The organism is Pseudomonas sp. sp1636, from assembly GCF_030376615.1.
Taxonomy (GTDB): Bacteria; Pseudomonadota; Gammaproteobacteria; order Pseudomonadales; family Pseudomonadaceae; genus Aquipseudomonas.
The window spans coordinates 18,435-45,043 of the sequence record NZ_JARRAB010000018.1; the positions used below are offsets into that span (position 1 = coordinate 18,435).

At 61.8% G+C, this 26,609-nt stretch carries 22 protein-coding genes and 1 pseudogene; 11 read left to right on the forward strand and 12 right to left on the reverse strand.

The annotated features are described in order from the left end of the window. Positions 1-31 precede the first annotated feature (31 nt). The 3 genes from P8H27_RS16765 to queF all read left to right on the forward strand — a co-directional run bounded on the left by P8H27_RS16765 (position 32) and on the right by queF (position 2,919). Positions 32-1,237, forward strand: a complete 1,206-nt coding sequence (locus P8H27_RS16765; protein WP_289638772.1) for a winged helix-turn-helix domain-containing protein — start codon at positions 32-34, stop codon at positions 1,235-1,237. A 101-nt stretch (positions 1,238-1,338) separates the two neighbouring features. Continuing rightward, a complete protein-coding gene (gene pyrF, locus P8H27_RS16770; protein ID WP_289638773.1) occupies positions 1,339-2,037 on the forward strand; it encodes an orotidine-5'-phosphate decarboxylase in 699 nt (232 codons plus the stop codon). A 51-nt stretch (positions 2,038-2,088) separates the two neighbouring features. Next, complete coding sequence (gene queF / locus P8H27_RS16775; protein ID WP_289638774.1) at positions 2,089-2,919, forward strand: NADPH-dependent 7-cyano-7-deazaguanine reductase QueF; 831 nt, start codon at positions 2,089-2,091, stop codon at positions 2,917-2,919. 72 nt (positions 2,920-2,991) lie between these two features. Here queF and P8H27_RS16780 read toward each other — a convergent pair whose 3' ends face one another. Continuing rightward, on the reverse strand, positions 2,992-3,258 hold the full coding sequence (locus P8H27_RS16780) for a DUF4404 family protein (RefSeq protein ID WP_289638775.1): 267 nt from the start codon (positions 3,256-3,258) through the stop codon (positions 2,992-2,994). Between the two features lie 210 nt (positions 3,259-3,468). Continuing rightward, positions 3,469-4,191: an HAD family phosphatase gene (locus tag P8H27_RS16785; protein ID WP_289638776.1), complete on the reverse strand. Its 723-nt coding sequence runs from the start codon at positions 4,189-4,191 to the stop codon at positions 3,469-3,471. 287 nt (positions 4,192-4,478) lie between these two features. On the opposite strand from P8H27_RS16785, the gene P8H27_RS16790 reads away from it, so the two are divergent. After that, positions 4,479-5,180: a VacJ family lipoprotein gene (locus P8H27_RS16790; RefSeq protein WP_289638778.1), complete on the forward strand. Its 702-nt coding sequence runs from the start codon at positions 4,479-4,481 to the stop codon at positions 5,178-5,180. Between the two features lie 63 nt (positions 5,181-5,243). On the opposite strand, the gene P8H27_RS16795 is transcribed toward P8H27_RS16790, so the two are convergent. Beyond that, positions 5,244-5,543 (reverse strand): PilZ domain-containing protein, encoded by a 300-nt coding sequence (locus P8H27_RS16795; RefSeq protein ID WP_289638779.1) that lies wholly within the window; start codon positions 5,541-5,543, stop codon positions 5,244-5,246. Between the two features lie 216 nt (positions 5,544-5,759). Between P8H27_RS16795 and rssB the strand changes: the two genes are divergently transcribed. Together rssB and rssC are read left to right on the forward strand one after the other, a co-directional pair. Further along, positions 5,760-6,944, forward strand: coding sequence for a two-component system response regulator RssB (gene rssB / locus P8H27_RS16800; protein ID WP_289638780.1), 1,185 nt, complete (start codon positions 5,760-5,762; stop codon positions 6,942-6,944). An 8-nt stretch (positions 6,945-6,952) separates the two neighbouring features. Then, positions 6,953-7,438 (forward strand): anti-sigma factor antagonist RssC, encoded by a 486-nt coding sequence (gene rssC / locus P8H27_RS16805; protein WP_289638850.1) that lies wholly within the window; start codon positions 6,953-6,955, stop codon positions 7,436-7,438. Positions 7,439-7,495: 57 nt separating this feature from the next. Here the strand turns inward: rssC and tal are convergent, their stop codons facing one another. After that, positions 7,496-8,422: a transaldolase gene (gene tal, locus P8H27_RS16810; RefSeq protein WP_289638781.1), complete on the reverse strand. Its 927-nt coding sequence runs from the start codon at positions 8,420-8,422 to the stop codon at positions 7,496-7,498. A 41-nt stretch (positions 8,423-8,463) separates the two neighbouring features. Next, positions 8,464-9,474 carry a tRNA dihydrouridine(20/20a) synthase DusA gene (dusA, locus tag P8H27_RS16815; RefSeq protein ID WP_289638782.1) on the reverse strand — a complete coding sequence of 337 codons (1,011 nt, stop codon included), beginning with the start codon at positions 9,472-9,474 and terminating at the stop codon, positions 8,464-8,466. Positions 9,475-10,005: 531 nt separating this feature from the next. Here dusA and P8H27_RS16820 point away from each other — a divergent pair. The 4 genes from P8H27_RS16820 (at position 10,006) to P8H27_RS16835 (ending at position 17,151) form a co-directional block, all read left to right on the forward strand. Next, on the forward strand, positions 10,006-13,266 hold the full coding sequence (locus P8H27_RS16820) for a TonB-dependent receptor domain-containing protein (protein ID WP_289638783.1): 3,261 nt from the start codon (positions 10,006-10,008) through the stop codon (positions 13,264-13,266). A gap of 158 nt (positions 13,267-13,424) precedes the next feature. Next, complete coding sequence (locus P8H27_RS16825; RefSeq protein WP_289638784.1) at positions 13,425-14,405, forward strand: hypothetical protein; 981 nt, start codon at positions 13,425-13,427, stop codon at positions 14,403-14,405. A gap of 156 nt (positions 14,406-14,561) precedes the next feature. Next, a complete protein-coding gene (locus P8H27_RS16830) occupies positions 14,562-16,040 on the forward strand; it encodes a surface lipoprotein assembly modifier (protein WP_289638786.1) in 1,479 nt (492 codons plus the stop codon). Positions 16,041-16,368: 328 nt separating this feature from the next. Further along, positions 16,369-17,151: a Crp/Fnr family transcriptional regulator gene (locus P8H27_RS16835; protein WP_289638787.1), complete on the forward strand. Its 783-nt coding sequence runs from the start codon at positions 16,369-16,371 to the stop codon at positions 17,149-17,151. A 10-nt stretch (positions 17,152-17,161) separates the two neighbouring features. On the opposite strand, the gene P8H27_RS16840 is transcribed toward P8H27_RS16835, so the two are convergent. Genes P8H27_RS16840 through P8H27_RS16850 form a run of 3 tightly spaced genes read right to left on the reverse strand, consistent with a single transcriptional unit; the run spans position 17,162 to position 20,003 of the window. Then, the gene (locus P8H27_RS16840; protein WP_289638788.1) at positions 17,162-18,403 is read right to left on the reverse strand and encodes an NnrS family protein; all 1,242 of its coding nucleotides are present in this window, start codon (positions 18,401-18,403) and stop codon (positions 17,162-17,164) included. Then, positions 18,400-19,188 carry an ABC transporter ATP-binding protein gene (locus P8H27_RS16845; protein ID WP_289638789.1) on the reverse strand — a complete coding sequence of 263 codons (789 nt, stop codon included), beginning with the start codon at positions 19,186-19,188 and terminating at the stop codon, positions 18,400-18,402. Before P8H27_RS16845 ends, P8H27_RS16840 begins: the two co-directional genes overlap by 4 nt. Continuing rightward, positions 19,185-20,003 (reverse strand): ABC transporter permease, encoded by an 819-nt coding sequence (locus P8H27_RS16850; protein WP_374761367.1) that lies wholly within the window; start codon positions 20,001-20,003, stop codon positions 19,185-19,187. The genes P8H27_RS16845 and P8H27_RS16850 overlap by 4 nt, the downstream gene beginning before the upstream one ends. Between P8H27_RS16850 and P8H27_RS20770 the strand changes: the two are divergent. Continuing rightward, positions 19,987-20,040, forward strand: a pseudogene (locus P8H27_RS20770) (hypothetical protein); the annotation flags it as partial. The gene P8H27_RS16850 and the pseudogene P8H27_RS20770 sit on opposite strands and share 17 nt — an antisense overlap. On the opposite strand, the gene P8H27_RS16855 reads toward P8H27_RS20770, so the two are convergent. The 4 genes from P8H27_RS16855 to P8H27_RS16870 all read right to left on the reverse strand — a co-directional run bounded on the left by P8H27_RS16855 (position 20,037) and on the right by P8H27_RS16870 (position 26,589). Next, complete coding sequence (locus tag P8H27_RS16855; RefSeq protein WP_374761368.1) at positions 20,037-21,020, reverse strand: ABC transporter substrate-binding protein; 984 nt, start codon at positions 21,018-21,020, stop codon at positions 20,037-20,039. The pseudogene P8H27_RS20770 and the gene P8H27_RS16855 overlap by 4 nt on opposite strands. Positions 21,021-21,660: 640 nt before the next feature. Beyond that, complete coding sequence (locus tag P8H27_RS16860) at positions 21,661-22,623, reverse strand: helix-turn-helix domain-containing protein (RefSeq protein WP_289638793.1); 963 nt, start codon at positions 22,621-22,623, stop codon at positions 21,661-21,663. 94 nt (positions 22,624-22,717) lie between these two features. After that, on the reverse strand, positions 22,718-24,808 hold the full coding sequence (locus tag P8H27_RS16865; RefSeq protein WP_289638794.1) for a hydantoinase/oxoprolinase family protein: 2,091 nt from the start codon (positions 24,806-24,808) through the stop codon (positions 22,718-22,720). 35 nt (positions 24,809-24,843) lie between these two features. After that, entirely contained in the window at positions 24,844-26,589 is a 1,746-nt protein-coding gene (locus tag P8H27_RS16870; RefSeq protein WP_289638795.1) for a hydantoinase B/oxoprolinase family protein, read from the reverse strand. Positions 26,590-26,609: the final 20 nt, after the last annotated feature.

Consider the following 26,609-nt stretch of genomic DNA (forward strand, 5'->3'; position numbering starts at 1 on the left):
TGATTGGTCGATCCGTGCGGGTCGCGATCCGGTGACCCTGAGCCTGTCCCTGCGCGAAGCCCGCCGTCTGGCGCTGGTCGCCCAGGGCTTTACCGGGCGTCGCCCGCGCAGCGTCAAGCTGGCCCATGTCACCGGGTTGGTCGAGCGTCTCGGGGTGCTGCAAATCGACTCGGTCAATGCCCTGGTGCGTTCGCACTATTTGCCGCTGTTTTCCCGTCTCGGTGCTTACGAGCAACGGCTGCTGGAGCAGGCCGCCTGGAGTCAGGGGCGGCGCCGCAGTCTGTTCGAGTATTGGGGGCATGAGGCCTCTCTGCTGCCCCTGTCGCTGTATCCGCTGCTGCGCTGGCGCATGCAGCGTGCGCGCAACGGCGAGGGCATCTACAAGCAGCTCGCGCAGTTTGCTCGCGAGCAGCGGCCGTTGATTGCCCAGGTGCTGCAAACCGTCCGCGAGCGAGGTGCGCTGGGCGCCGGCAGCCTCGGTCAGGCTGAGGCGCGCAGCGGTGCCTGGTGGGGCTGGAGTGCGGAAAAACATGCACTGGAATGGTTGTTCGCCGCCGGCGAGGTGACCGTCGCCGGGCGTCGTGGCTTCGAGCGTTTGTATGATTTGCCGGAGCGCGTGCTGCCGGTCGCGCTACTTGGGCAACCGGAGCTGGAAGTCGCCCAGGCACAGCGCCAGTTACTGTTGCGCGCGGCGCAAGCGCTGGGTGTGGCCACGGAAAAAGATCTGCGCGACTACTATCGCCTGGATGCCCGCGACAGCCGGGTGCGCCTGGCGGAGCTGCTCGAGAATGGTCAACTGCAGGCGGTTCGCGTGCAGGGTTGGGCGCAGCAGGCTTATTGTCTGGATGAGCCGAAGATTCCGCGCAGGGTCAGGGCCAGCGCCTTGCTGTCGCCGTTCGACTCGCTGATCTGGGAGCGCGCGCGCACCGAGCGACTGTTCGACTTTCGCTACCGCCTGGAAATCTATACGCCCCAGCACAAGCGGGTGTACGGCTACTACGTATTGCCGTTCTTGCACCACGAGCGCCTGGCGGCACGGCTCGACTTGCGCGCCGAGCGTGCGCAGCAGCGCTTGGCGGTGCACGCCGTGCATGAGGAGGCGGCGGGGCTGGACGAGGAAGGCCTGGCGGCATTGGCGCGGCAGCTGCAGGCGTTGGCCGGTTGGCTGGGGCTCGAGCATGTGCAGCTGAACTGCCCCCGCGCCAGTGCGGCGCGTTTGCGTGGCTATTTGGCGTGACTACAGTTGGCCCGCGGTGGCCTGACTGATCGCCGGATCGGCAAGCGGGCCGTTGTTCCGTTACAATGCGCGGCGAATTTTCCTTGCTTGAGAGCCTGTCCATGTCCGTTTGCCAGACGCCGATCATCGTTGCCTTGGATTTCCCGACCCGTGATGCCGCGTTGGCGCTGGCCGATCGGCTCGATCCCAAGCTGTGCCGGGTCAAGGTGGGCAAGGAGCTGTTCACCCGCTGCGGTCCGGAGATTGTCGCGGCGCTGGGCGCCAAGGGCTTTGAGGTGTTCCTCGACCTGAAATTCCACGACATCCCCAACACCACGGCGATGGCGGTCAAGGCCGCGGCCGAGATGGGCGTGTGGATGGTCAACGTGCACTGTTCCGGCGGCCTGCGCATGCTGGCGGCCTGCCGTGAAACCCTGGATAAGCTGAACGGCGCCAAGCCGCTGTTGATCGGCGTGACCGTGCTGACCAGCATGGAACGTGCAGACCTGGCCGGCATCGGCCTGGATATCGAGCCGCAGACACAGGTGCTGCGTCTGGCCGGCTTGGCCGGGCAGGCCGGGTTGGATGGTTTGGTCTGTTCCGCCCAGGAAGCCCAGGTGCTGAAAACCAGCTATCCGCAGCTGCAACTGGTGACCCCGGGGATTCGTCCGGCCGGGAGTGCCCAGGACGACCAACGGCGCATCCTCACCCCACGTCAGGCGCTGGACGCCGGTTCCGACTATTTGGTGATCGGTCGACCGATCAGCCAGGCCAACGATCCCGCACAGGCCTTGGCTGCAGTCGTGGCCGAGCTGGTCTGACGCCGGCTACGCGCTTACGCACCGTTTCTTTCGACTAATCAGGTTTTTGCCATGCATCCCGCCGCCGAAGATTCGCCACTGGGTAAAGCCAGCGAATACATCGCCACCTATACGCCGTCTCTGCTGTTCCCGATTCCCCGTGCGCCGAAGTGGGCCGAGCTGGGCCTGAGCGCCGAGACGCTGCCGTACCAGGGCGTGGATTTCTGGAACTGCTTCGAGCTGTCCTGGTTGTTGCCTTCCGGTAAGCCGGTGGTGGCCATTGGCGAGTTCGCCATACCGGCGGATTCGCCGAATATCATCGAATCGAAATCCTTCAAGCTGTACCTCAACTCGCTGAACCAGACGGTATTCAATGATCGGGGCGAATTGCGCGCGCTGCTGCAGCGGGATTTGTCAGCGGCCGCCGGTAAGGCGGTGGGGGTTCGCGTACGCAGCTTGGCCGAGGTGACGGCTGAAGGTGTGGCGACGCTGCCGGGACAGTGCATCGATGAGCTGGAGGTGGTCATCAGCAACTACGCGCAGCCGCAGCCGGAGTTGCTGCACTGCCTGGCGGATCGCATCGTCGAAGAAAGCCTGCACAGCCACCTGCTGAAGTCCAATTGCCCGGTTACCGGTCAGCCGGATTGGGGCAGCGTGGTGGTGCAGTACCGCGGCGCGGCGCTGGATCATGCCAGCCTGCTGGCCTATCTGGTGAGCTTTCGTCAGCACGCGGATTTTCATGAGCAATGCGTGGAACGGATCTTTCTCGACCTGCAACGCCTGCTCAATCCCGAGTACCTGACGGTTTATGCCCGTTACGTGCGCCGCGGCGGGTTGGACATCAATCCTTATCGCAGCACGGCGGCAATAACGCCGGACAACCGGCGCTTGGTGCGGCAGTAAGCGGGGAGGGGCGGCAAGCTGGCAAGCGTCGAATAAGCGGTTTAACGCATCAGGGCAGCTTGCAGCTGTCGCTTAGATCCCCATGTTGGCCAGGCTCTGCACGATGTTGCGCAAGGTGCCGGCGAGGGTCGGATGACTGGCTTCGAAGCGTTCCACGGCCAGGTTGACGCCATCGATCAGGGTGGCATCCGGTGCGGCTGCCGCTTGGCGGGCTAGCTGGAGTTCGATTTCTTGGGTCAGGACAAATAGCGATGCCCGTTCTTCTTCAGTGAGCGGCAGATCCTGCGCCAACTGATCACGCAGCTCTTCCAGTTGTTGCTGCAGACGGTTTGCAGGCATAAAACTCTCCCTTTTGGATAGGCAAAACATTGATCGCGCGCACTCGCGAAGATACTTGCATGCTTGCAAGGGTAATCCAAGCGACGCCGCTTTGCTTGTTCGGGATCAAATCTTCAGCGGCTGGGGAAGGGCTATTGCCAGTTCGGCTCATGGGCTTGGGCCTCGGCGGCTTGCCAGCCACTGCTGCTTGGCGCGCAGCACGGGGAGCGGTTAGGGTTTTTCCCCTTTTTGCCGGCGTAAGCCGAGGTCGGCCAGGCAGGGATCCAGCTCGGTCAGTTGATCGATTACCGCGTGCACGCCGAGGCGATACAGGGTCAAGGTCGCCTGGGTACGCAACTGGTCGCGCTCTGCTGCGGCAAGGGTTTGCCAGTCTGCCGGTGTCTGGCCACAGAGTGAGCCGCAGGCCGCCAGGCCGATGGTCCACAGTCCGGCGTTGAGGCCGGCCTGGAGCAGGCGCGGCTCGCCACTGATCAGCACGCAACCGTCGAGTTGGGCGACCTGCAAGTCCATCAGCGCCTGCCAGCAGGCGTCTGGCGCGGGCCAGGGGCGGCCGACTCTGCCCGGGGCCGCGGCTAGCCAATGGGGCAGTGGGGTGGCCAGGGTGCTGCTGGCATCGCGCGGCAATTCATCGAGCCAGGCGCAGGGCACATTCTGTTGATGCAGTTGTTGCAATTGCACCAGGGCTCCAGGGGTGGCTTCTGCGTGCTCGCAGGCTGCTTCACTCAAGGCCTGATCCAAGGCCTGTCGCTCGCCAGCGCTGGGCGGCCGGCCAAGTCGTTGTTCCAGGGCGCTATGCGCCGCGTTGAGCTGTTCGGCGCGTTGCCCTGGATACAGGCGCTGCATGGCCGTGGGCAATGTGCGTGCACCAAAGTCCACCAAACAACCGGACAAACCGAAAAGCAGCGCACTGAAGGCGGGTGGGTTGGCGAGCATGCAAGTCATCCTTGAAGTTATCGGATCCAGCTTGCAGGCGGCTCATGACGCGGAGATGAAGCTGTTGTGACAACTACCATCAAGGGCGGTCAGGCCGCGTGGCGGGGCTCGCTGCTTGATCAGTTGGCTTGCCCGTGCTTTGCCTGACGAGGGTGTGAGCACTATCGCGTAAGCACTTTTCCTGCATGCCGCTGGCCTGCTCTGCTGCCTATTTCAGCGTCAGGCTCTATACTGCGCTGCGATGGCTGTCCTGGGGCCAGCCTACAGATTTTCTCAAGGAGACCCTAATGCCTGTACTCGGTGCGAGCTGGATCGTTCGTCTGGGCCGATTGTTTGCCTGTACCAGCCTGGTGCTGCTTCCGTCGCTGGCTCAAGCCGCTGAAGAAGACCCGTGGGAAGGCTTCAATCGAGCGATCTTTCGCTTCAACGACACCCTTGATACCTATGCGCTCAAACCTTTGGCGCAGGGCTATCAGGCGGTAACCCCGCAGTTCCTCGAAGACGGCGTGCATAACGTCTTTGGCAATATCGGCGATGTCGGCAACCTGGCCAACAACGTGCTGCAAGGCAAGCTGCACGATGCCGGGGTGGACACCGGTCGGCTGATCTTCAACACCACCTTTGGCCTACTGGGCTTCTTCGATGTGGCCAAGCAGATGGGATTGCAGCGCAACGACGAAGACTTCGGCCAGACCTTCGGTGTCTGGGGCCTGGGCAGTGGGCCCTACGTGGTGCTGCCGCTGCTCGGCCCCAGCACGGTGCGCGATACCGTCAGCAAAGCGCCGGACAGCCTGCTCCAGCCGTACCGATATATGGGCCATGTGCCGAGCCGTAACCTCACGCGCGGCGTGGAAGTCATCGATACCCGCGCCAGTCTGTTGTCGGCTGAGCGGATGATCAGCGGCGACAAGTACATCTTCGTCCGCAATGCCTACTTGCAGAACCGCGAGTTCAAGGTACGTGACGGGGAGGTCGAGGACGACTTCTAGTCGCGTTCTTCACCCACCCGGCGGCCATCTCGGGCCGCCTGTGGGTGGCAAGCCCTGCGGGTTTCAATTCATCGACAGAATCGCCAGGCCCAGGGTTTGACGGCCATTGTCCAAGTCGCTGACGCGCACCACCTCGGCTTCGGCAACCAATCCTTTGAGCTGGTTATGGTCGGAGGCGATATGCACCTTGATCTTGTCGCCCATCTTCAGCGCGCACTCGACTTCGAGCTGCATACCGGTACTTGACAGGTCGAGGCACAGTGCAGGAATTTCCTTTCCGGCATGCTGCAGGGTGACTGGTGCTTCCAGTCGCATACGGATGTAATCGCGTTTTTCACTGTAAGCGTGATCACTTTGGCTCATGGGCGCTATCCTCTCTGTTGTAGGGTTCTCCTGCGGCCCTTATAACCTCCGCCGATTTGAGGTGTAAAGTCGCGTAGCGATGATTCGCGCATGCTTGAATCGAGGTGCGTATGGGAGTACCGTCAGCGCCTTGAGACGAACCGAGTACGCGCGCGCAGGCCGATGGCCTGGTGCTTACGCCTAGCCTTGCCCCGGCGCAGTTTGCCTGGATACCCAATGCACAAAACCAGTGCCACGCTGCTGATTATCGATGACGACGAAGTGGTGCGTGCGAGTCTCGCGGCCTACTTGGAAGACAGCGGCTTCACCGTTCTGCAAGCCTGTAATGGCCTGGAAGGCTTCGATGTGTTCCAGCGCGAACAGCCGGATGTGGTGATCTGCGACCTGCGCATGCCGCAGGTCGATGGTCTCGAGCTGATCCGCCGGATCAGCCAGCTGCAGACGCAAACCCCAGTGATCGTGGTGTCGGGTGCCGGCGTGATGAGTGACGCGGTCGAAGCCCTGCGCCTGGGCGCCGCCGATTACCTGATCAAACCTCTGGAAGACCTCGCGGTACTCGAGCATTCGGTGCGCCGTGCGCTGGATCGCGCGCATCTGCGCCTGGAGAACCAGCGCTATCGGGAACAACTGGAGGCCGCCAACCGCGAACTGCAAGCCAGCCTGCATCTGTTGCAGGAAGACCAGAACGCCGGTCGACAAGTGCAGATGAACATGTTGCCGGTCACGCCCTGGAAGGCCGATGGTCTGCAGTTCGCCCACCAGATCATTCCGTCGCTGTATTTGTCCGGGGATTTCGTCGACTACTTCCGCGTCGATGAGCGCCGCATCGCCTTTTACCTTGCGGATGTGTCCGGGCATGGTGCCTCTTCGGCGTTCGTCACCGTGCTGCTGAAGTTCATGACCACCCGCTTGCTCTATGAACTGCGGCGCAATGGCAGTTTTCCCGAGTTCAAACCTTCGGAAGTCCTCGGTCATATCAACCGTGGCTTGATCAATTGCAAGCTGGGCAAGCATGTGACCATGTTGGGCGGGGTCATCGATGAGCAGCAGGGCCAACTGACTTACAGTATCGGTGGTCATCTGCCGCTGCCAGTGCTGTACAGCGAGGGTGAAGCGCATTACCTGAATGGCCGTGGTTTACCCGTTGGCTTGTTCGATGAGGCCGAATACACCGATCATGTGCTGACGTTGCCTGAGTCGTTCAGCCTGACGCTGCTATCCGACGGTATTCTCGACTTGCTGCCAGGCGATACCTTGCAGGAGAAAGAGCTCGCACTGCCCCGTTTGGTTAGCTCGGCAGGTGGAACCCTGGATGGTTTGCGTCAGGTGTTTGGGCTGGCCAATCTGGCGGATATGCCGGATGATATTGCCTTGCTGGTGTTAAGCAGGAACCTTGCATGAATCCTGGTATAAGCCCCGGTAGAATCCAGTTCGCCGAACAAGACGGTACCTTTGTCCTGAAGTTTGTCGGTGAAGTGCGCCTGACCCTGTGTTCGGCGCTGGACTCCACCATCGAAAAAATTTTTACCGCGCTGAATTTCTCCGCCATCGTCATCGACCTGACCGAGACCCGCAGCATCGACAGCACCACCCTGGGCTTGCTGGCCAAGCTGTCGATTCTCTCGCGGCAGAAGATCGGTCTGTTGCCTACCGTGGTGACCACCCATCCCGATATCACGCGGCTGTTGCAGTCGATGGGCTTCGATCAGGTGTTCAACATCGTCGATACTCCGGTGCCGTGCCCGGAGTGCCTGGATGACCTGCCGTCGCAGGATCAATCGGAAGAAGTGGTGCGCGAAAAGGTGCTGGAGGCGCACCGGATTCTGATGGGGCTGAATGACTCCAACCGCGAAGCCTTCCATGATCTGGTCAATGCGCTAGAGCATCGCGGCTAGATCGCGGTGTTGGACAAGTGCGGGGCGCTCGATGCAAATCGGCGTCCCGCACTGCATTCAGGCGCTGGCGGCGAGCAATTTTTCCAGTTTCTCCTGGTCGCGGGCGAATAGGCGGATCCCTTCGGCAAGCTTTTCCGTGGCCATGGCGTCCTCGTTCATTGCCCAGCGGAACTGGCTTTCGTTGAGGTTTTGCTTTGCCTCGGCCGCCTTGCCCGGGCTGAGCAGGCGCGCCAGCGGTTGTTGCTCATCGGCCAGTTGCTGCAACAGTTCCGGGCTGATGGTCAGGCGGTCGCAGCCGGCCAGCTGTTCGATCTGACCGAGATTGCGGAAGCTCGCGCCCATCACCACGGTCGCGTAATTATTGGCCTTGTAGTAGTTGTAGATGCGCGTCACCGACTGCACGCCCGGATCCTCTGCACCGACGAAGTCACGCCCTTCGGCCTTCTTGTACCAGTCGTAGATTCTGCCCACGAACGGCGAGATCAGGAACACTCCGGCATCGGCGCAGGCCTGGGCCTGGGCGAAGGAGAACAGCAAGGTGAGGTTGCACTGGATGCCGGATTTTTCCAGCTGCTCGGCGGCGCGGATGCCTTCCCAGGTCGAGGCGATCTTGATCAGTACCCGCTCACGGCCGATGCCGGCCTGCTCATAGAGGTCGATCAGGCGTTCGGCGCGGCGCAGGGTGGCCTGGGTATCGAAGGACAGACGTGCATCGACTTCGGTGGAAATACGCCCCGGAATGATCTTGAGGATTTCCTGACCGACCGCCACGCCGAAGCGGTCGCAGGCCAGACCCAGGTCGCCCTGACTGGCGTCGACGGCATTTTTCAGCAGCTGCGCGTAGCGCGGCATGGCGGCGGCTTTAAGCAGCAGTGACGGGTTGGTGGTGGCGTCGACCGGTTGCATGCGGGCGATGGCGTCGAGGTCTCCGGTATCGGCGACCACGGTGGTGAACTGTTTGAGTCGATCCAGCTTGGAAGTCATGGCACTGCCTTGTCGTTACTGATGCGCTGACCTTACCCGAGTCAGCGCCCTTGCAGCAATTGCGCCGCCTGATCGAACAGCGCCAGGGGCTCGGCGGTCTTGTGAATGTCCACCGACAACAGCTGACGGAAGCGCCGGGCGCCGTTGAAACCCTGAGCCAGGCCGAGCATGTGGCGGGTGATGTGGTGCATGTTGCCGCCCTCGGCCAGGTGCGCGGCGATGTAGCCGCGCATCGCTTGCATCGCTTCGAAGCGGCTGAGCGCCGCTGCAGTCGAGCCAAACAGCTGCTGATCGACCTGGGTCAGCAGGTAGGGGTTGTGGTACGCCTCGCGGCCGAGCATCACCCCGTCGAAGGTCTGCAGGTGCATCTGGCATTCTTGCAGGGTCTTGATGCCGCCGTTGAGGATGATCTCCAGCGCCGGGAAGTCCTGCTTGAGCTGTGCGGCCAGGTCATAGCGCAGCGGTGGTACTTCGCGGTTTTCCTTGGGCGAAAGGCCTTCGAGAATGGCGATGCGCGCATGCACGGTAAAACTCTGGCAGCCGCCATCGCGCACCTGACCGACGAAATCGCAGAGCTCGGCGTAGCTGTCGCGGCCATTGATGCCGATGCGGTGTTTGACCGTCACCGGAATGCTTACCGCCTCGCGCATGGCCTGGACGCATTCGGCCACCAGTTGCGGGTGGCCCATCAGGCAGGCGCCGATCATATTGTTCTGCACCCGGTCGCTGGGGCAGCCGACGTTCAGGTTGACCTCGTCGTAGCCGGCGTCCTCGGCCAGCTTGGCGCAGGCCGCCAGTTCCGCCGGCACGCTACCACCCAATTGCAGGGCCAACGGGTATTCCGCCTCGCTGTGGCGCAGGAACCGCGCGCTATCGCCATGCAGCAACGCACCGGTGGTGACCATCTCGGTGTAGAGCAGCGTATGCCGTGATAACTGGCGCAGAAAAAAACGGCAGTGCCTATCGGTCCAATCCATCATCGGCGCCACGGAGAAGCGGCGGGACACTGTAGGCTGCGTAGTTTCTGGCTTTGTGGCGTATTCTGGGGGCATCGATTCAGGTCGGTTGGTGGCCGATAAAGCTTGTTTTTGCCTGTTTTCGCAAGCTTGCTGCTAACACTTAGCACTGGAGGTGAACGGGGAGGGAACGATCACTAGGCGCTTGAACAAAAGCGGGCAGGTCAAGTATACGGCCCAGATTCGGTTGCGGCGAAAAGGGGGTAATAGTCTACCAAGAAAGCCAATCGTTCGACGAAAAACAGGTAGCCCGTGCCTGGATGGCCGGCGGGAGGCCGAGCTGGCGCAGCTTGGCGCTCTCGATAGAGCATCACGTAAGGCTGTGCCGCTCAAGAAGATTATCGAGCGCTACCTTGATGAGTACGAAACCCGTTCGCCTTGACGGTTTTTCAACCGCTTGATGGCCTCTTTTCGGAGCAGTGAGGTCGTAGTGGAGCGCCCCCCTCATATTCCTCCTTGTGATCCCGTTTTTCTCACGTTTTGACAATTGTCATAGGTCTTCTGCGTCTGCCTGCTTAAGAATAATGATTCTTATTCAGCTGTTAGCCAGGGGATGATCCCGCTCAGTTGGAGTTTCTTGAGGGGGGAGTTGCAATGCCGTTTACGCCAAAGAAGCTGGCACTTTTGATATCGAGTCTGTGTGTGCTAAGCCCGCTGGTGCTGGCCCAGACAGTGGCGCCGGTTGAACAGGAGCCCGAGAAAGAAAAGGCTGCCAACAAGGGGCGGGTCGAGCTGGCACCGACCATCGTTACGGGCAAACAAGATAAAGACGCCGAGGGCCACGCCAAGGTCTACCAGGAGAACGTCACCAGCGTTTACAAGGGGCGCGAGGAGCTGCAGCGCTTCCAGGTGAGCAACCCAGGCGATGTGTTCAAGGGCATGAACGGCGTCTACAGCATGGACACCCGCAGCAGCCAGTCGATTACCCCGAACATCCGCGGCATCACCGGCGAAGGGCGCACGCCGCTGACCATCGACGGCACCGAGCAGTCCACCAACGTCTGGCTGCATTTCTTTGGTTCGGGCAACCGTAGCTATGTCGACCCGGCGCTGTTTCGCAGCATCGAGGTGGAAAAAGGCCCGTCCCTGAGCCGGGGCATCAAGAGCGGCGTGGGCGGGGCGGTGAATATCCGCACCATCGAAGCCAGCGACATCATCCCCGAAGGCGATAGCTGGGGGATTGAAAGCAACCTGAAAACCTCAAGCAATACCAGCGCGCCGCGCTTCGATGCCACCTCGGCGTTTGGCCAGGACTATCGCACCTTTCCTGGCGCGGAGCGGGTGGAGCTGGAGGGCGTCAACCTCAGCACGCCGCCGGCCCGCAGCGAGAGCGATGGGCAGGTTTTCAATTTCGACGACCACTCGGAAACGCTGAGTATCGCCGGGCGCAATGAGGTGGCCGATATTCTGCTGTCGCGCAGCGAGCGGACGTCGGGCAACTACTATGCCGGGGAACACAATGCCAGCCGCTATGCGGGCCACGATGCCTGGGATAGAAGCAGCACCGACGTCTACGTCCCCAACCTGACCAAGGTGTATACGGCGGGTAGCGAGGTGTTCAACACCTCCAGTGACACCGACACCACCCTGGTGAAGAACAACTGGTACCTGCCCAACGAACAAAAACTGGGGCTGCAGTTTATGCGCACCGATACGACCTTCGGCGAAACCACGCCGGGGCGTTCGCTGCTGATGTATGCCTACCGCGAGGGCGCGGAACAAGCCCAGCCGGATCTGGATTGGGCGAACATGCGTGGTTTTGTCACGGAAGATCCGCGCTCGGAACTGCGCCTGGACAGTTACAAGCTGAGTTACGACCTAAAGCCCCAAGGTTCCCCCTGGCTGGACCTGGAGACCAGCCTGTGGCAGACCAAGGCCAAGGGCATGCGCTACCAGACCGGTATCTCGCCGTGGGGGCTGGAGCTGACGGCCGAGGAAAAGGAGGCGCTCAAGGACTGGGACTGGGGAAAAACGAACGCGATACAGTTTATGGGGCAACAGTGGTGGGATGAGAACGCCCATTTGTTCCCGCAACCGGAGCATGACGGCACCATCAAGCCCCTGGGCCGGCAGTGGACCAACCATGACCGCACCGGCTTCGACGTCAGCAACCAGATGCTCCTCTCCAGCAACCTGCAACTGACCCTGGGCGGCAGTTACCAGCAGGAGACGCTGGATGAACGGGTGCAGCAGAGCACGCGCGACACCAACGGCCTGCTGCCGGATGGCGTCTTTCTGAATACGGGAACCGATCGCCTTGGCCCGCGCTCCGGCGAGCGCCAGGAATACTCGGCGATGATGAACCTGAGCTGGGAGGCCACCGACTGGCTCACCGTTACCGCCGGCACCCGTTATTTGCAATACACCGGCAAGGACATCGGCACGGCCAAGTTGCGTCGCCAGCAAAGCGAGTTTCATAAGGCGACGCAGCGCCAAACTGGTGTGAAGCTGGAGTGGGAGGAATTATTGACAAATGAGGAATATGCAGAGGGGAAGGTTATAGGTGATCAACAGCAGCGTGCAGCGGATCTGTACTGGCCCGTGATGACAGACTATCTCGCCACTGGTGTAAAGCCTCCAGAGTATCAAGCCTTGAAGGATGCTTGGGAAGATGCCAGAGATGCAAGTGATGCATGGCGTGCCGGGCGAACAGTTGATGTAAGGCATGGAACTAACATTTCGCAACATGGGAAGACTTTTTCTTATTGGATAAACGAAGTTATTGTGCCAATTAAAGATGGGAAGATGGACTCGTCGAAAAATCCATTTGTAAATGGTGAGTTCGATGTCAGTAAGCTCTATGAAACAGTAGAGGATGTCCAGGGTACTGGTGCGGCGGATCTAAGAGTAAAGTCTGCGGGTCTTTATGGCACGGAGGTTTATGAAGAAATTCATGCAGGCAATGCTTGGGAAATACCGGAAGAGCAATCAGGCCATGCCCTGAGCCCGGTGCTGAGCGCCACCGCACGCCTTACGCCCTTTGGCACGGCTTTTGTGCGCTATGCGCAGACCACCCGCTTCCCCAGCATCAACGAGCTGACCTCCAGCGCCATTATCGATGGCGCCGGCACCGTAGGTACCCTGGCGCTGGGCGCCAGCGAGCCGGAGCGCAACAGCAACTGGGAGGTGGGCTATGCCCACGACCTCACCCAGTTCTTCCCCAGCCTGGGCTTTGCCGATGCGCGGCTGAGTTACTACAACACCGAGATCGAGAACTTTATCGATCGCGGCCTGTATCTCGACAGCATCCAGTTCGACCAGAAGAAAACCAGCGGTGTGGAGCTACAGTCGCGCTTCGACAGCGGCCGGCTGTTTGGCAGCCTGGGCGCCACCTACCGGCTGGAGCAGGAGCTGTGCGACAAGGACTACGCCTCAGGCCTGGACCCCTTTTACAACCGCATTCCCACCTGCATGACCGGCGGCTTCCCCGGCACCTACAGCGGCAACAGCCTGCAGCCCGAGTATTCCATTGACCTGGCGCTGGGCACCCGCCTGTTCAATGAACAGCTGGAGCTGGGCTGGCGCAGCGTGTACCACGCCGGCGCGGAAAACAGCCAATTGGACGACCTGCTGGGCTCGCAAGTGAGCGTCGCGGCGCTCAATGGCCTGGCGCGGGATGCCTGGTTCAGGAACGGCAGCCAGGATGGCTTCTACTGGCGCTCGGTGCTGCTGCATGACCTCTACGCCAATTACCAGGTGAATAAGCAACTGGCGGTCAACCTGGGCGTCACCAACCTGACCGACGAGTACTACCTGGACCCCATGGCCAAGACCCTGCTGCCCGGCCCTGGGCGCACCCTCACCGCCGGGCTGACCGCCAATTTCTAGTGTTTTTAGGCCATGTACCCGTTAACTGTTGCCACGTTCACGTCACGCCGTAGGAGCGGCTTTAGCCGCGAATTTCGCGGATAAGTCCGCGCCTACAGCGGCCCGACGCATAACGCAGATATGGTTTTTTTACGCGTTTTTTTGGAAAAAACGCGCGGTTGTTCAATCTCAATAAAGAGGATGTAAAGATGAAGAAATCAACATTAGCCCTGGCTGTTATGGCGATGGTGGGTAGCGGCGCGGCATTGGCGGCTTCTCCGAATGTACAAGGGGGCACCTCCAATATCGCGGGTGTAAAGGTTGGCGCGTCGAACCACAGTATGTTCGGGGGTGGCAATTCCGGCGTGGCATTGAATGGCGCGAGCAGCTATATCGACCTGGCCGGCGGCCCGATCAAGGGCTCGAACGCGGCGATTGCCGCGCGTGGCAATGGCACCATTATGAAGCCAGCTGATGTCGGCATGTTCCCCTTGCCGATCAATATCGCCCAGGTGTGGAAGGCCTCCGCCAGCAACGGCGCAGCCCAATTTGCCATCAATAGCGTGCGGCAGATCACCCAGATCTCCCTGGCTCCGCAGTTTGGCGGCCTGGTGATCGGCCAGGTGGCCAATACCAGCGGCGCGCCCCTGGCGGTGGGCAGTGGCGTGTACTTTGGCGAGTGGGCACCGCGTGCTGCCGGCACCCCGCCGAACAATAGCACCAACCTGAACATGACCAGCGCCAGCCGCACCGTGTGGTATGTGGGTGACAATGCAGTGGCCCAGACCCCCGGCATGACCAATGTGCAGTACAACGTAATCGGCATTAACCAAACCGGCACGGATGCTTCCGGGGCTACGCTGGCCGGCGGCTTGCCGGCCAGCCCGAGCCTGTACAAGGGTACGCTGACGGCCAACTACGGTTCGGGTACAAATAGCTTGACCGGGTCTATCAGCCGCGGAACCGATACCCTGAGTTTTGCGAACACGACTATCCACACCGACGGTCGTTTCACCCGTGGTAGTGGTAGCAGTGAAGATATCAACGGCCGCTTCTATAACAGCGCACAAGCCCTGGCCGGTATCCACAAGGCGGGTGCTGGCGTTGCCGATGACGTCGCCTTCGGCGGCAGCAAGGTCGGCGGCACCATCACTCCTTAAAGTTTGAACACTCTCCACTGGCGGCAACCAGTGAAGAGCGTCAAACAGGGCGTTGCCGGAGGGAGTCTCGTTCGGTAGCGCTTGGCAGGGGTACCTGTGGAGGCCGGTTCGCCGGCCTTCATTCTAGTGCACGCACATTGATTGTGGAAATTGCTTATGTCTTGTCGCCGCACAGCCGCCTGGCTGCTGTACCTGGCGGGTCTTGTCGTGCCCGGCGCCTGGGCCGATGACGACGATACGCGCTTCTTGCAGGACCAAACCCGGCGCAGCATCGAACAGAAAACCCAAGCCGAAGGCGAGCTGGCGCCGCCGCCCGGCACCCTGCTGTACGAGGGCCAGCGCTATGAGGTGCCAAGCACCCTGGAGGCGCTGACACCGGCCATCTACGTGGCCATCAACACCCAGCAATGGACCCAGTTGCCGGAGTTTGTCGACCGTTACCGGGCACTGCCAGGCCACCGCCCGGCGCTGGCGAATATGGCGGACAGCCTGTTGGCGCGCTTCCAGGGTGATTACCCGCTGGCCCTGCAGCGCATGCAACAGGCCAGCGAGCAGGAGCCCTGGGATGCGCGCATCCTCCTGGAGCTGTCGCGCCTGTTGTTCGAGGATTACCAGGAGTCGCGCGCCCAGGCGAGTTTTGCCAGGGCGCTGGACGCCGGCCTGCCGCCCGAGGTGCAGCTGCTGACCGAGCAATACCAGCAGGCCATGGACATCCGTGCCGACTGGCACGGCAGCGCGGCGCTGGGCTGGGGCTACAACGACAACATCAACCAGGGCAACGGCCACTACAGCTGCCTGAGCCAGCTCGCCGGATTCTGCCTGTTCGAGCGACAGATGCCGGAAGCCATCGGCTCCGAGCTGGTCAATTACGAGCTGTCATTGCAGCGGAGGATCAACCTGGGCGGCAACCATAACCTGCAGATCCGCCCGCTCAGCTATGGCACCTTCTACCAGCGGGAAAACCCCAGCAGCACGGCCAGCCTGCAGGATTACAGCAACAACCTGGCGATGTTGCAGCTGGGTTACCAGTACCTGGATGCGCGCAACAGCCTGGCGCTGAGCCCGACCCTCGAACACTTCTACCGCAACGGCCATGGCGAATACCTGGCCCACGGCCTGCAGCTGGAGGGCAGTCGCGCCCTCGATCAGCGCTGGCAGCTGGGCAGCAGCCTGGAAGCCAAACGTTATCGCTACAGCGACCGTGGCGAACGCCTGGGCGCCGACTATGAGCAGTACCGGTGGGGGCTGTCGGCGAGCTTTGCCCCGAGCAGCCAGGGCAGCCTGTACGCCGGCCTCGACCTGACGCGTAAACGCTATGCAGAGGACGTGGCCAGTAGCCGCGAATGGGCGCTACGGGCGGGCTATTACCATGCCTTCGCCGGCAGTGCCGGGTTATTCGTCAATGCCCTGGCGATCTACCGCGAGGCGAAGAACGAGGCCTATGACGGCTTCCTGGGGGCGCGTCGCGAAGACCGCCAGCAGGTCTACATCCTCGGCATGGGCGCCAAGGGCTGGTCGATTGCCGGCATCAGCCCCGAGCTGCGCCTGCGCCACAGCATCAACCACAGCAATCTGGACTGGGCGTTCGGCTTCAAGCAGACGGAGTTGAGCCTGATGCTGCGCCGGGACTTCTGAGGTGCCGGCCGAGCGCATGGACGGTGCTGGCGGGGCAGTGGGGTTGAGCAGAGGATCTCAGGGCTTGTGAAAAAATCGAGCGCCGTAGCGGGCGTTTGGAGGCGGCCGCAGTAGACGAGAGTTTTTTCACGAGCTCGCAAGGCTGTCATGACAATTATCAGCTTCAAAACGCTAGGAAATGGAGTAGCATTGTTTTTTGATAATGTTTCTCATTAACTGGAGAGTTGCACGAGGGTGATGGGTTGGCTGATGGCCTGCTTCGGCGGCAGCGGCTGCCCTGGGCGGAGCCGCACACGCCCTCTCGCTTATCGTGCGCGATGAATGTGCCATGAAGGCGAAAGGTCTGATCCACTTGCTTACCCGCTCACCGGTGTTTTCCAAGGTTGGCATAGAAGGGCTGCAGTTCCTTCTCGAAGGCGTCTCGTTGGTCAAGCTGGAAAGCGGTCAACATCTGTTTCACATGGGTGACAAAGCGGCTTATTTTTTCCTCGTCGAAGAGGGCAGCGTGGTGCTGTATCGGCCCAGCTATAAGGGCGATCATAAGATCTTTCGCAGCATGCTGGCCGGCGATCTCCTGGCGGAAACCGTCATGTTTGTCGAGCCTTGTTGTTATCCACTGTCGGCGCAGGCCAGCGTTGACTCCACTGTTTATCGATTGCCCCGGGAGCGTTTGCTGGAGCTGTGCCGGGCCTCGCCGGACTTCAGTATCGCCATGCTGGAAGGCATGGCCGTACGGATATCCCAGTCGCTTAACCGTATCGATCTGCTGACCATAGGCAATTCCGCCCAGCGCCTGGTGGTTTATCTGATGGATCTGTACATCCAGCAGCGCAGTGCCTGGTTGACGCTGCCGGCCAGTCACGGCGTGCTGGCACGCCAGTTGAACATCACTCCGGAAACCTTCTCGCGCCAGTTGAGCGCCTTTCGCCGTGCGGGCCTTGTAGGGGGACGGAGCCAGGAATTGGTATTGCTGGATATCGAAGGGCTTTGCCATTCCGTCGAGTTGCCTGCACCGGAAATCGGCTTTGAGCGCGGAGAGTCTACAACACATCTGGGCAGCAGTTTATTTGACTGCTGCAACTACGCCAGACAGGCTTTGGGGAACAATTGAGCAAGCCTTTTCAGCAACCGTCGTCATTTCTCGCCTGAGGACCGGAGCAGTCTTCCAGGCCATCTTCGCGTGGGCCGGTGAGGGTGGTCCAGGTGTAGTAGAGGTATGCGGCAAAGCAAAGCGCCCACAGTAGGCCGGCCAGGCTCAGGATCGGCATGGCTGCATTTGCCGCCAGGGGCAGACCCGCTAGCGCCCGGAGCAGGGAGGCGATAACCAACAAAGTGGCGCAAAGCGGAAGCCAGGGTCGCCTGTCCAGCCAGAGCCCGGCATGAATACGGGCGACCAAGGCCATGACGGTGAAAATGGCCAGGGTAGCGGCCCCGCTGGTCAGCAGGTGCCGCCCAACCGACGGACTGAACGGTGCACCTAGCCAGGCTGCGCCCATGCCGGCGTAACCCAGTGCGATCAGCCAGTAGCTGGCGTAGAGCATCAAGGCCCAGCGACTGAAGAGTGCTCGGCCCACATGCCAGTCGTTAAGTAGATTGAACATGGCGGCAGCGGCGGCCAGAGCAACCCAGCCGGTGACACTGTGATGGCCCAGGGCGAACTCGCTCGCACTGCAGATGGCGATGCACAAGATCGCCAGATAGCGGCGTGGCGGACGAGCCAAGTAGCTGTCCGTCGGTGCGAGCCCGCCGGGACGCCCCTCTTCGATACGTCCGTTGACCACGCTCATGGAGATGCGGCTGGTGGCGATCACGATCAGTATCATCACGACGCCTATTGCTGCTCGGATCCAGGGCAGCGCATCGGCTGCGGTGAGTTGTGCGATGAAGAATCCCAGTTGCAGCAAGCCCAGGCAGGTTATGACCCAGACGAAGCTCAGGTGTTGGCGGCCCGGATCCTTCCATAGCGGCGGAGCGATCAGGCGCAGCAGAAGCAGCCAGAAGACCAGGTTGCAGAGAGCGGCGGGCCAGAGTCCGAGAGCTGGAGGCCAAAACGATGACAGCAGGTAGAACAGGCGGGCCAGTAACCATAGCCAGAGAAGGGCAAGCAGCACCTTGCCGCCGATTCCGGCTGTTCGGGTGAACTCCGGAACTGCGGTCAGGGCGAAGCCCGCAGTGGCCGCTGCGATGAAGCCGAAGGTCAGCTCATGAGCGTGCCAAAGAATAATGCCACCTGCAGGGTTCCAGGCCGACCACCAGCCATTCAGCAATAACAGCCAGACCAGCATGAAGAGTGTGGCGCTAGCGGCGGTCAGCAGGAAAAACGGGCGGAAGCCACACATCAGTAGAGGCAAAAGTCGGTTCATAGCTGGCAGCCTGCGTGCGCCCCATGGCGGGTGACAATAGGCGCCAGAGTCCCCTGGCCCAGGCCGAAACCGATACGCATTTCCCGGGTTTCCATGAGCTCGCCAGTTGTCTTGTATATCCAGGCCTCCGTGCGTTGGTTCTGCGGCAGGCCCAAGACGAACTCATGTACCAGACGCCCGGGGTTGGGCACCATCAGCAGGACGCGATCCGCCAGACGCACGGCTTCCATGAGGTCGTGGGTGATCAGCAGAACCGCGCTGCCACGTTGCATGAGCTGTTCGCGGAGCAGGGCATAAAGCTCCAGCTTTAAGCCGACGTCGAGTGATGAGAAGGGTTCGTCGAGCAACAGCAGATCGGGCGATAGCACCAGGGCGCGGCCAAGGGAAACTCTGCTTTGCATGCCGCCCGAAAGTTCATGTGGGTACTTGAGCAGATCGCTCTCTGTCAGCCCAAGGCGGGCAGCAAAATTCGCCACCTGCTTGCGGCGAGCAGCCTTGGGGACGCCGAGGGCCTTGAGGCCGAGGGCAATATTGTCCCTGGCGGTCATCCAGGGCATCAGACTGGGCTGCTGGAACACGCAGCTTATCCCGCGGAAGTCGCATTGCATGACGATTTCCGAGGGTCCGATCAAGCCGGCGATCACTTGCAATAACGTGCTCTTGCCGCACCCGGAGGGGCCGATCAAGGCCAGGGTTTCGCCTGCGTAGAGGTCGAGCCCGACATCGGCCAGGACCTCGGTCGGACCATATCGGTGATAGAGATGGCGAATGTGCAGGGCGTTCATTTTTCCTCCACCGTGCGCCAACGTTCGACCCGCCGCTTGAGTGGCTCGAGGAGCAGGTATTCGGTGCCCAGCAACAGTGCCAGCACCGCGAGAATCCAGGCGAGTGAGGTGGCTGTATCCAGTTGTGCGCGGGAAACCGCCAGGGCCGCGCCGACGCCATCCGTAGTGCTCAGTAGTTCGGCCATCACCACTACCTTCCACGAGGTTCCGAGCGCCGTGACCCACGCCGGGAACAGGTAAGAGGCGACATGGGGAACGTACAGGTCGGTAAGGAGCATGCCTCTGGGCAGCCGGTAGGCTCGCGCGACCTTCAGCAGTTGATTGTCCAGCGTGCGTGCGCCTTGCATGGCGGCGGCGAATGCGATGGGGAAGCAGGCGATGAATACCGTGAATACGGGGGTCGCATCACCCATGCCGAACCAGAGCATGGCCAGCACCAGCCAGGCGATCGGTGGCATGCCCAGCAGCAGTGTGACCAATGGTCGTGAAAGCATGGCCGCAGTGAGCGAGCGACCGGCTAGCAATCCCAGAAAACTGCCGGCGAGCAGGGCGGCGCTTAGCCCATAGAAGGTGCGACGGGCGGAAATGCCCAATTGCGCAAGGGCAATGCCATCTTCGAACATGAGCGAAAGTTGCACCAGCGTTGCCAGCGGGCCCGGCAGCACCAGGGCGCCATAGCCCTGCGCCGCGAGCTCCCATGTTGCGCAGAAAAGCAGCAGGCTTGCCAGGGCTCCCCAGCCACTCCATAGATAGTTCAGCGTAGACAGCAAGCTATCGAACGCCACTTTCAAGAACGCCACTTTCAAGAACGCCATTTTCAAGAACGCCATTTTCAATAGGAGGCGCATTTAGTTGGCTGCGCCGCCATAAAAGCCGGCATCTGGAAGTTTACCGCCAACGCTGGCAGGCTGACGCTCGAGCAGGAGCCGGAAGAATGCTTCCAGCTCAGGGCGGGCCTGGATCGCACTCGAGTGATGACGGGACAAGACCTGGAGGGAATCGGTGACGGCTTCGGGGCTGAGCAGGCCGATATGGCGGGCGACCATCTCGCCGCACTTCCGGGGGTGCTCGAAGCACCAATCGCTGGACTGTGTGTAGGCTTCTTCGAGACGCTGAGTCATGTGCGAATCGATGCGGGCTGCGCCTAACGCCGCCAACCCGGCCTGGGGAATGCGGGCTTCGCTGTTGTGCAGGCTGCCCCACTGTTCCTGCAGGTTGACGCTGCGGAACAGTTCTGGCGCGACCAACGATACTGGAAAGGAGCGGGTCTTGCGTAGTGCCATGGAGACTGCGGGCTCGGCCAGCAAGGCATGATCGACCTGACGCATGATCAGGAGTTGCAAGGCATCCAGCGGTGTCGAGGTGTAGCGCAGGCGGAAATCCTTGCTCGGATCCAGCCCCTGCCGGTCGACGAGAAAGCTGAATACGATATCCGGCATATCGGCGCGGAAGGGGATGGCCACCTCCTGACCCTTGAAATCGGCCAGTGTTTTCATATTCGGATTACGTGACACCATCCACAATGATCCCCAGCCGGACACGTTGAGCAGGGTGATGTCGGCACCTCGGTTGTACAGGTTGGCTGCTACATTGGTTGGGGCGGCGATAAAGTCGGCCTGCTTGCCGACCACCAATGCGCGCAACTGATCCGGGTTGGTCCAGAGCACGAACTCGATGTTTTGCGCCAGGTCGTTCAGGGATCCGCTTTCCAGCATATGTATCAGCGGATACGAAACCGAGGCTGGCGGACCTGCCAGTACCAGTCGTGACCGGCCGATGGATTGCGCATCTGCCAGCGTCGGCAGCCATGGCCCAAAGGACAACACGAGCATTGTCAGTAGTATGAGACGCTTGAAGCGGGTGGCACTGGTCGATGTCACTTGGCATTCCACGTTGAGGGCATGTGGATCCTGATCGTTTGGATCCAAAGAATTCGAGTATATGCACCATATATTTTGAATGAGAATGATAATTATCAAGTGAGACGTACTATTCATTCTTGGTGAGCGTGGGTAACCAAAGCTCAGACCTGTTGCCGCCGACGCATTATCGACCTGGGTGCCGACACTATGTTGACCCGGCCCGACAGTCTGAAAAGCGAAAGGCAACAACAAGTTCGGCGTTCGAAATAAGGTCAATGAAATTCCGGTACGTGGGTCAAAAGCGCATCGGCTGCAACAGGTGCGTTGCTACAGGTAGTAAACGAAATAAAGCAAATCGCAAGGGCGTGACGGTCGAGGAAATGATCGAGGGGCATTTCGTCTCGATTGTAAGGCTGGATAGAGATGCTGCGTGCCTACACCCGAAACCGGGAAAAGGAAGATGGGCACTATGACCCGCTCAAATTTGGCATATGACGACGGCCGCCTGCAGGCGGCTCCGCTACTTGTCCCTTTGAGGGGCTATTTACTCCGCTCCCGTGGTGCTTGGGGAGCAGCCCAATCACCAGTGCTGCTTCGCGCCGGGAGCGCACTACCTGTTGTTGGGTAAGCCGGCGCGGATCTCGCTGGCGGTGCAGCCGAAGTGCTGGCGAAAGCTGCGGGTGAACTGGGCCTGGTCGCTGAAGCCCCAGTGCAGCGCCAGTTCGCCAATCGACAGGTGGCAGTGCGGGTCGTGCAGGCGCCGGTTGATGGCTTCCAGGCGCTGCACACGAATCCACTCGCCGAGGCTGTAGGGGGTGCTGGTAAACAGCTTGTGCACATAGCGCACCGACAGGCCGCAGGCGGCGGCGACCTGCTGCGGGGTCAGTTCGGACGAGCACAGGTGTTGTTCGACATAGTGCTCGATGCGCTGCAGGTGCAAGGCGGCCAGGTTCGAGCTTTCGCTGTTGAGCACCCGTTCGTCCTGGCGCAGGGCCATCAGCAGGGTCGAAAGGGCTTGCTCCAGCAGCATGTGGCGGGCGGCCTGGTCGCACTCGTCGAAGCGCGCGGCGCACATGGCCAACTGGTCGACGAAGATCCGCCCGAGGCTGCGCTTGGCATCGAAGCAGAAGCGCGTATAGCGCTCGGCGCCGCGCAGTTGGCCATGCAGGGCACGCTCGGGCAGCTTGAATACCCAGAGATCGTTGTCGCTGGCGTAGTGGAAGCGGTAGGGCGCATCGCCGCGCTCGAAGATGAAGCCGCCTGGCTGGCAGTGCAGTTCGCGGCCGTCCTGCTCGAAATGCACCTCGGCACGGCGCGGCACCGTGACCAGGTAGCAAGCTTCGCGATCCTCGCTGACCTGGGCCTTGCTGCGCGAGTAGCCGAGCTGGCTGGAGCGTAGGCGCGACAAGGTCAGGGAGGTGCTGTTGGTTTCCCAGATCTGCAGGCTGCCGCTGAAACTGGCGTTGGGGGCGAATTCCAGCGACAGGGGGAAATAGGTGCTGCCGATGGCCTCGGCCCAGCGCGGTTGGCGCTCACCATCGGGCCAATAGCGGGTGGAGAGTTGCTGTGCCATGGCCGATCCTCATTTTTATTGTTGTGAGGACGGCGCCGATCAGTAAACCGTCGGCGCCGTTGATTTGCCATCATTTGCCAATGTTTACGGGGGGTCAATCACCAGGCGTCAGTCGGTAGGTGGCCGAAGGCGCCAGGGTGGCCTGCCAGCCCGGCGGCACCACTATGTTGGTGGTCGCTTCCTCGATCACGCAGGGGCCCTGGATGGTCTGCCCGGCCTGCAGCCGGTCGCCGTTGTACACCGGGGTGTCCTGCCAGTCGTCCTGGGCGTTGAACAGCATCGGTCGGTGGCCGACCGGTTTGGCCTTGGCGGGCGCGTCGGGGATGACCAGCTCCGGCATGGGCGGTCGTTGTAGGCGGGCGATCACCGAGCATTCGAGGTTGACCAGCTCGACCGGGCTGTCCGGCTCGCTGTAGGAGAACAGCGCCTTGTGCCGCCGGTGGAAGGCTTCGCGCAGCGCCGCCAGGCTGCTGCGGTCGAGTCGCTCGCAGCTCAGCTCGACGTTGCACTCGTGGATCTGCCCGAGGTAGCGAATTTCCAGGTTGTACTGGCAGTCGACCCGGTTGCCGGCGCTGAAACCGTCGTCGCGCAGGTTGGCCATGCCGCGTTCGCGCAGTTGGTGCAGGGCCAGGTTAAGTCGTTCGAGGTCGACGTGCGCATCATCCAGGCGCATCGGCAGGGTGGTCAACTGGTCGTAGCGGATGTCCGAGAGAATCTGGCCGAAGGCGCATAAGCCGGAAGCGACCTTGGGGATCAGCACCACCTGGCTGCCGATCTCCTCGGCCAGGCGCATCACGTGCATGCCCGCCGCTCCACCGGCGCCGATCAGGGCGAAATCGCGCGGGTCATAGCCGCGCTCCACCGATACCCGGCGGATGCCGCTGACCATGTTCAGGTTAACCAGGGTGATGATACCGATGGCCGCGCGCTCGACGCTTATGCCCAGCGGTTCGGCGATCTTGCTGCGGATCGCCTCGATCGCAGCCTGGCGGTTGAGGCGGATGCTGCCGCCGAGCAGGGCGCCGTCGGCCAGATAACCGAGCGCCAGGTTGGCGTCGGTCACGGTCGGCTCCACGCCGCCCTTGCCGTAGCACACCGGGCCGGGGGTGGCGCCGGCGCTGCGCGGACCGACTTGGAGCATGCCGAAGTCGTCGAGGTGGGCGATGGAGCCGCCGCCGGCGCCGAGGGTTTCCACCTGGATCATCGGTACGCCGATGCGGTAGCGCAGGAAGTCGCTGTCCTTGCTGAAATTGGTGCGTCCGCCCTTGCTTAGGGTGATGTCGAACGAGGTGCCACCCATGTCGACGGTGATCACGTTGTCGATGCCGAAGGGCTGGGCCACGCACAGACCGGCTTGCGGCGCGGAGGCCGGGCCGGAGTTGATCGCATTGACCGCCCGCTCGCGCATCACCGCGCCGGGCGCCAGGCCGCCGTTGGACTGGAAGTAGCGGGTCGGTTGCTGCGCGCCGAGTTCCTCGAACAGGGCGTCGATGCGTTCGATATAGCGACCCATCACCGGGCTCAGGTAGGCGTTGACCACGGTGGTGGAGGTGCGGGTGTATTCGCGAATCTGCGGGAACACCTGGTGGCCGCTGCAGACGAACACGTCCGGCAGGGCGGCGCGCACCAGTTGCATGGCGCGCTGTTCGTGACTGGGGTTGCGCACCGACCAGACGAAGGAGATCGCCACCGCCTGCACCTGTTGTTCGCGGAAGTAGTCGATGGCGGCATGAATCGCCGCCTCGTCCAGCGGGCTGTATTGGCTGCCATCGCTGAGTATCCGCCCGCCAATCGGGCGGCGCAGGTGGCGCGGCACCAGCATATACGCCGGCGGGTAGGTGGCGTCGTAGCGATGGCCGTCTTCCTTGTGACCGAGGCGGATTTCCAGGCTGTCTTCATGGCCGTCGGTGCACAGCAGGCCAACCTTGACCCCGGTCTTCTCGATCAGCGCGTTGAGCGCCACTGTGGTGCCGTTGATGCACAGGTCGCAGTCGGCAATGATCTCGGCCGGGGTGCGGCCGATGGCATCGGCAATCTGCGCCAGGCCGTTGCGGATCGCCAGGGTGCCGTCATGCGGGGTGGATGGCGCCTTGAACAGCTGCACATTGCCCTGGTGGTCGGCGAGGATGAAGTCGGTGAAGGTGCCGCCGGCATCGATGCCCAGGCGATATTGTTGTTTGCTCATGCTCGAATCCTCTGCATTGCTCAATGGGGCGGTGCTTAGTGCGCGGCGCGGTTGGCGTGGGTGGCGGCTTCATCGAGCTGGCCGTTGCCGTCGATCACCACGCCGTATTCCAGGCGCGCGCCTTCGAGCGAGACCAGGCCGTTGCGCACATCGGCCTGCACCGCGGCCAGCGGCCGACGCAGTGGGTTGCCATAACCGCCACCGCCCGGATTGACGTTGATCACCCGTTCGCCCGGCTGCGCGGTGAGCATGGTGTTCTGGATGTAGTGGGTTTCCTCGCCGTCGGCATGCCGATGGATCAGGCGGCCGAGCTTGGGTTCGAGCAGCACGTTCTTCGCCCCTGCCGCACCGGCGGTGGGCAGCTGCCGACCCTCGCCGAAACCGATCACGGTCATGGCGTGCTCGAGCGGTTCGAGCTCCAGGCGGGTGCCGGAACCACCGCGGAATTCGCCGGCGCCACCGCTGTCGGCCATCAGGCTGTAGCGATGGATCAGCACCGGATAGGAGTACTCCAGCAGCTCGATATCGCCGGACATCAGTGCGCCGAAGCAACACAGCGGGCCGCAGGCCGGCCAGCCGTCCATGGCCTGGTTGGCGCCGGCGCCGGAGATGATCGAGGCCAGCACCATGGTCACGTATTCGTCGTTGTTGCTGCGTGGGTCGCGGCCGGCGATATTGATCCCGCTGGCATGCCCCCAGGAGGCGGTCACCCGCTCCGGTGCGGCCTGCTCCAGGGCCAGGCGTACGGCGTCGGCCAGGGTTTCCATCGGTGTGGTGGTGCTGTTGACGTGCGGCGCCGGCTCCTGGGCGTTGCACAGGGTGCCGGGCGGGCCGAGGTCGACGCTGACGCAGCGATACAGGCCTTCGTTGTAGGGCGGTGGCACCTGGGCGAACATCATCAGGCCGAGGTAGACCCCGGAGATCGAGTTGCCCGCGTAGGAGTTGATGAAGTAAGGCACCTGCGGCGGGCTCTCGATCAGTACGTGGGCCTGGTCGCCGCGAATTTCCACCTGGGCGGTGATCGACAGTTCGCCCAGGCCATGACCGGAGTCTTCGAGAATGGCGGTGCCGCTATAGAAACCGTCTGGCACTTCACGCAGCAGGGCGCGCATGTGGCGGTCGGCCATATCCTTCAGCTCGGTGATGCAGGCGCGCACCTGGTCGACGCCGTAGCGGTCGAGCAGTTCGATCAGGTGGCGTTCGCCCACGCTGCAGGCACCGTACTGGGCATTCAGATCGCCTTCCTGGTAGGCGCGGGCGCGCATGTTGGTCAGCAGCAGGTTGATCACGTCTTCCCGGCGCTGGCCCTGGGCCCACAACTTGACCGGCGGGATGCGCAGGCCCTCGGCGTAGATTTCCATGGCGTCCGGGTTGTAGCCGGCCGGCACCGGGCCGCCGATGTCGGTCAGGTGGCCCTTGCAGACCGCCCAGAACACCAGTTCGCCCTGGTAGAACACCGGTTTGTACATGCAACAATCGAGGATATGGCTGCCCATGTAGGCCGGGTCGTTGTGGTAGATGACGTCGCCTTCGGCAATCTCATCGCCGAAGAAACCGGCCACGCATTTCATCGCGGGAATCAGCGAGCCCAGATGAATCGGGATGTCCTGCCCTTGCAGAATCATTTCCGGCAAGTGGTCGAAGAGGGCGTTGGAGTAGTCATGGGCGAGGTTGAACACGCTGGAGCGGCTGGTCTTCTCCAGCGTCAGGGTCATTTCTCGCTGGGCGGTTTCGAGCGCGCCGCGCACGACTGCCAGGGTGATCGGATCTACTGTGTTCATGGGTCACCAGGAATCTTGTT

Bases quoted from the DNA above. Each gene is read 5' to 3' on its own strand.
- pyrF (WP_289638773.1), top strand. From the start codon at position 1,339: ATGTCCGTTTGCCAGACGCCGATCATCGTTGCCTTGGATTTCCCGACC.
- queF (WP_289638774.1), top strand. From the start codon at position 2,089: ATGCATCCCGCCGCCGAAGATTCGCCACTGGGTAAAGCCAGCGAATAC.
- P8H27_RS16780 (WP_289638775.1), bottom strand. From the start codon at position 3,258: ATGCCTGCAAACCGTCTGCAGCAACAACTGGAAGAGCTGCGTGATCAG.
- P8H27_RS16785 (WP_289638776.1), bottom strand. From the start codon at position 4,191: ATGCTCGCCAACCCACCCGCCTTCAGTGCGCTGCTTTTCGGTTTGTCC.
- P8H27_RS16790 (WP_289638778.1), top strand. From the start codon at position 4,479: ATGCCTGTACTCGGTGCGAGCTGGATCGTTCGTCTGGGCCGATTGTTT.
- P8H27_RS16795 (WP_289638779.1), bottom strand. From the start codon at position 5,543: ATGAGCCAAAGTGATCACGCTTACAGTGAAAAACGCGATTACATCCGT.
- rssB (WP_289638780.1), top strand. From the start codon at position 5,760: ATGCACAAAACCAGTGCCACGCTGCTGATTATCGATGACGACGAAGTG.
- tal (WP_289638781.1), bottom strand. From the start codon at position 8,422: ATGACTTCCAAGCTGGATCGACTCAAACAGTTCACCACCGTGGTCGCC.
- dusA (WP_289638782.1), bottom strand. From the start codon at position 9,474: ATGCCCCCAGAATACGCCACAAAGCCAGAAACTACGCAGCCTACAGTG.
- P8H27_RS16830 (WP_289638786.1), top strand. From the start codon at position 14,562: ATGTCTTGTCGCCGCACAGCCGCCTGGCTGCTGTACCTGGCGGGTCTT.
- P8H27_RS16835 (WP_289638787.1), top strand. From the start codon at position 16,369: ATGAAGGCGAAAGGTCTGATCCACTTGCTTACCCGCTCACCGGTGTTT.
- P8H27_RS16840 (WP_289638788.1), bottom strand. From the start codon at position 18,403: ATGAACCGACTTTTGCCTCTACTGATGTGTGGCTTCCGCCCGTTTTTC.
- P8H27_RS16845 (WP_289638789.1), bottom strand. From the start codon at position 19,188: ATGAACGCCCTGCACATTCGCCATCTCTATCACCGATATGGTCCGACC.
- P8H27_RS16850 (WP_374761367.1), bottom strand. From the start codon at position 20,003: ATGGCGTTCTTGAAAGTGGCGTTCTTGAAAGTGGCGTTCGATAGCTTG.
- P8H27_RS16855 (WP_374761368.1), bottom strand. From the start codon at position 21,020: ATGCTCGTGTTGTCCTTTGGGCCATGGCTGCCGACGCTGGCAGATGCG.
- P8H27_RS16860 (WP_289638793.1), bottom strand. From the start codon at position 22,623: ATGGCACAGCAACTCTCCACCCGCTATTGGCCCGATGGTGAGCGCCAA.
- P8H27_RS16865 (WP_289638794.1), bottom strand. From the start codon at position 24,808: ATGAGCAAACAACAATATCGCCTGGGCATCGATGCCGGCGGCACCTTC.
- P8H27_RS16870 (WP_289638795.1), bottom strand. From the start codon at position 26,589: ATGAACACAGTAGATCCGATCACCCTGGCAGTCGTGCGCGGCGCGCTC.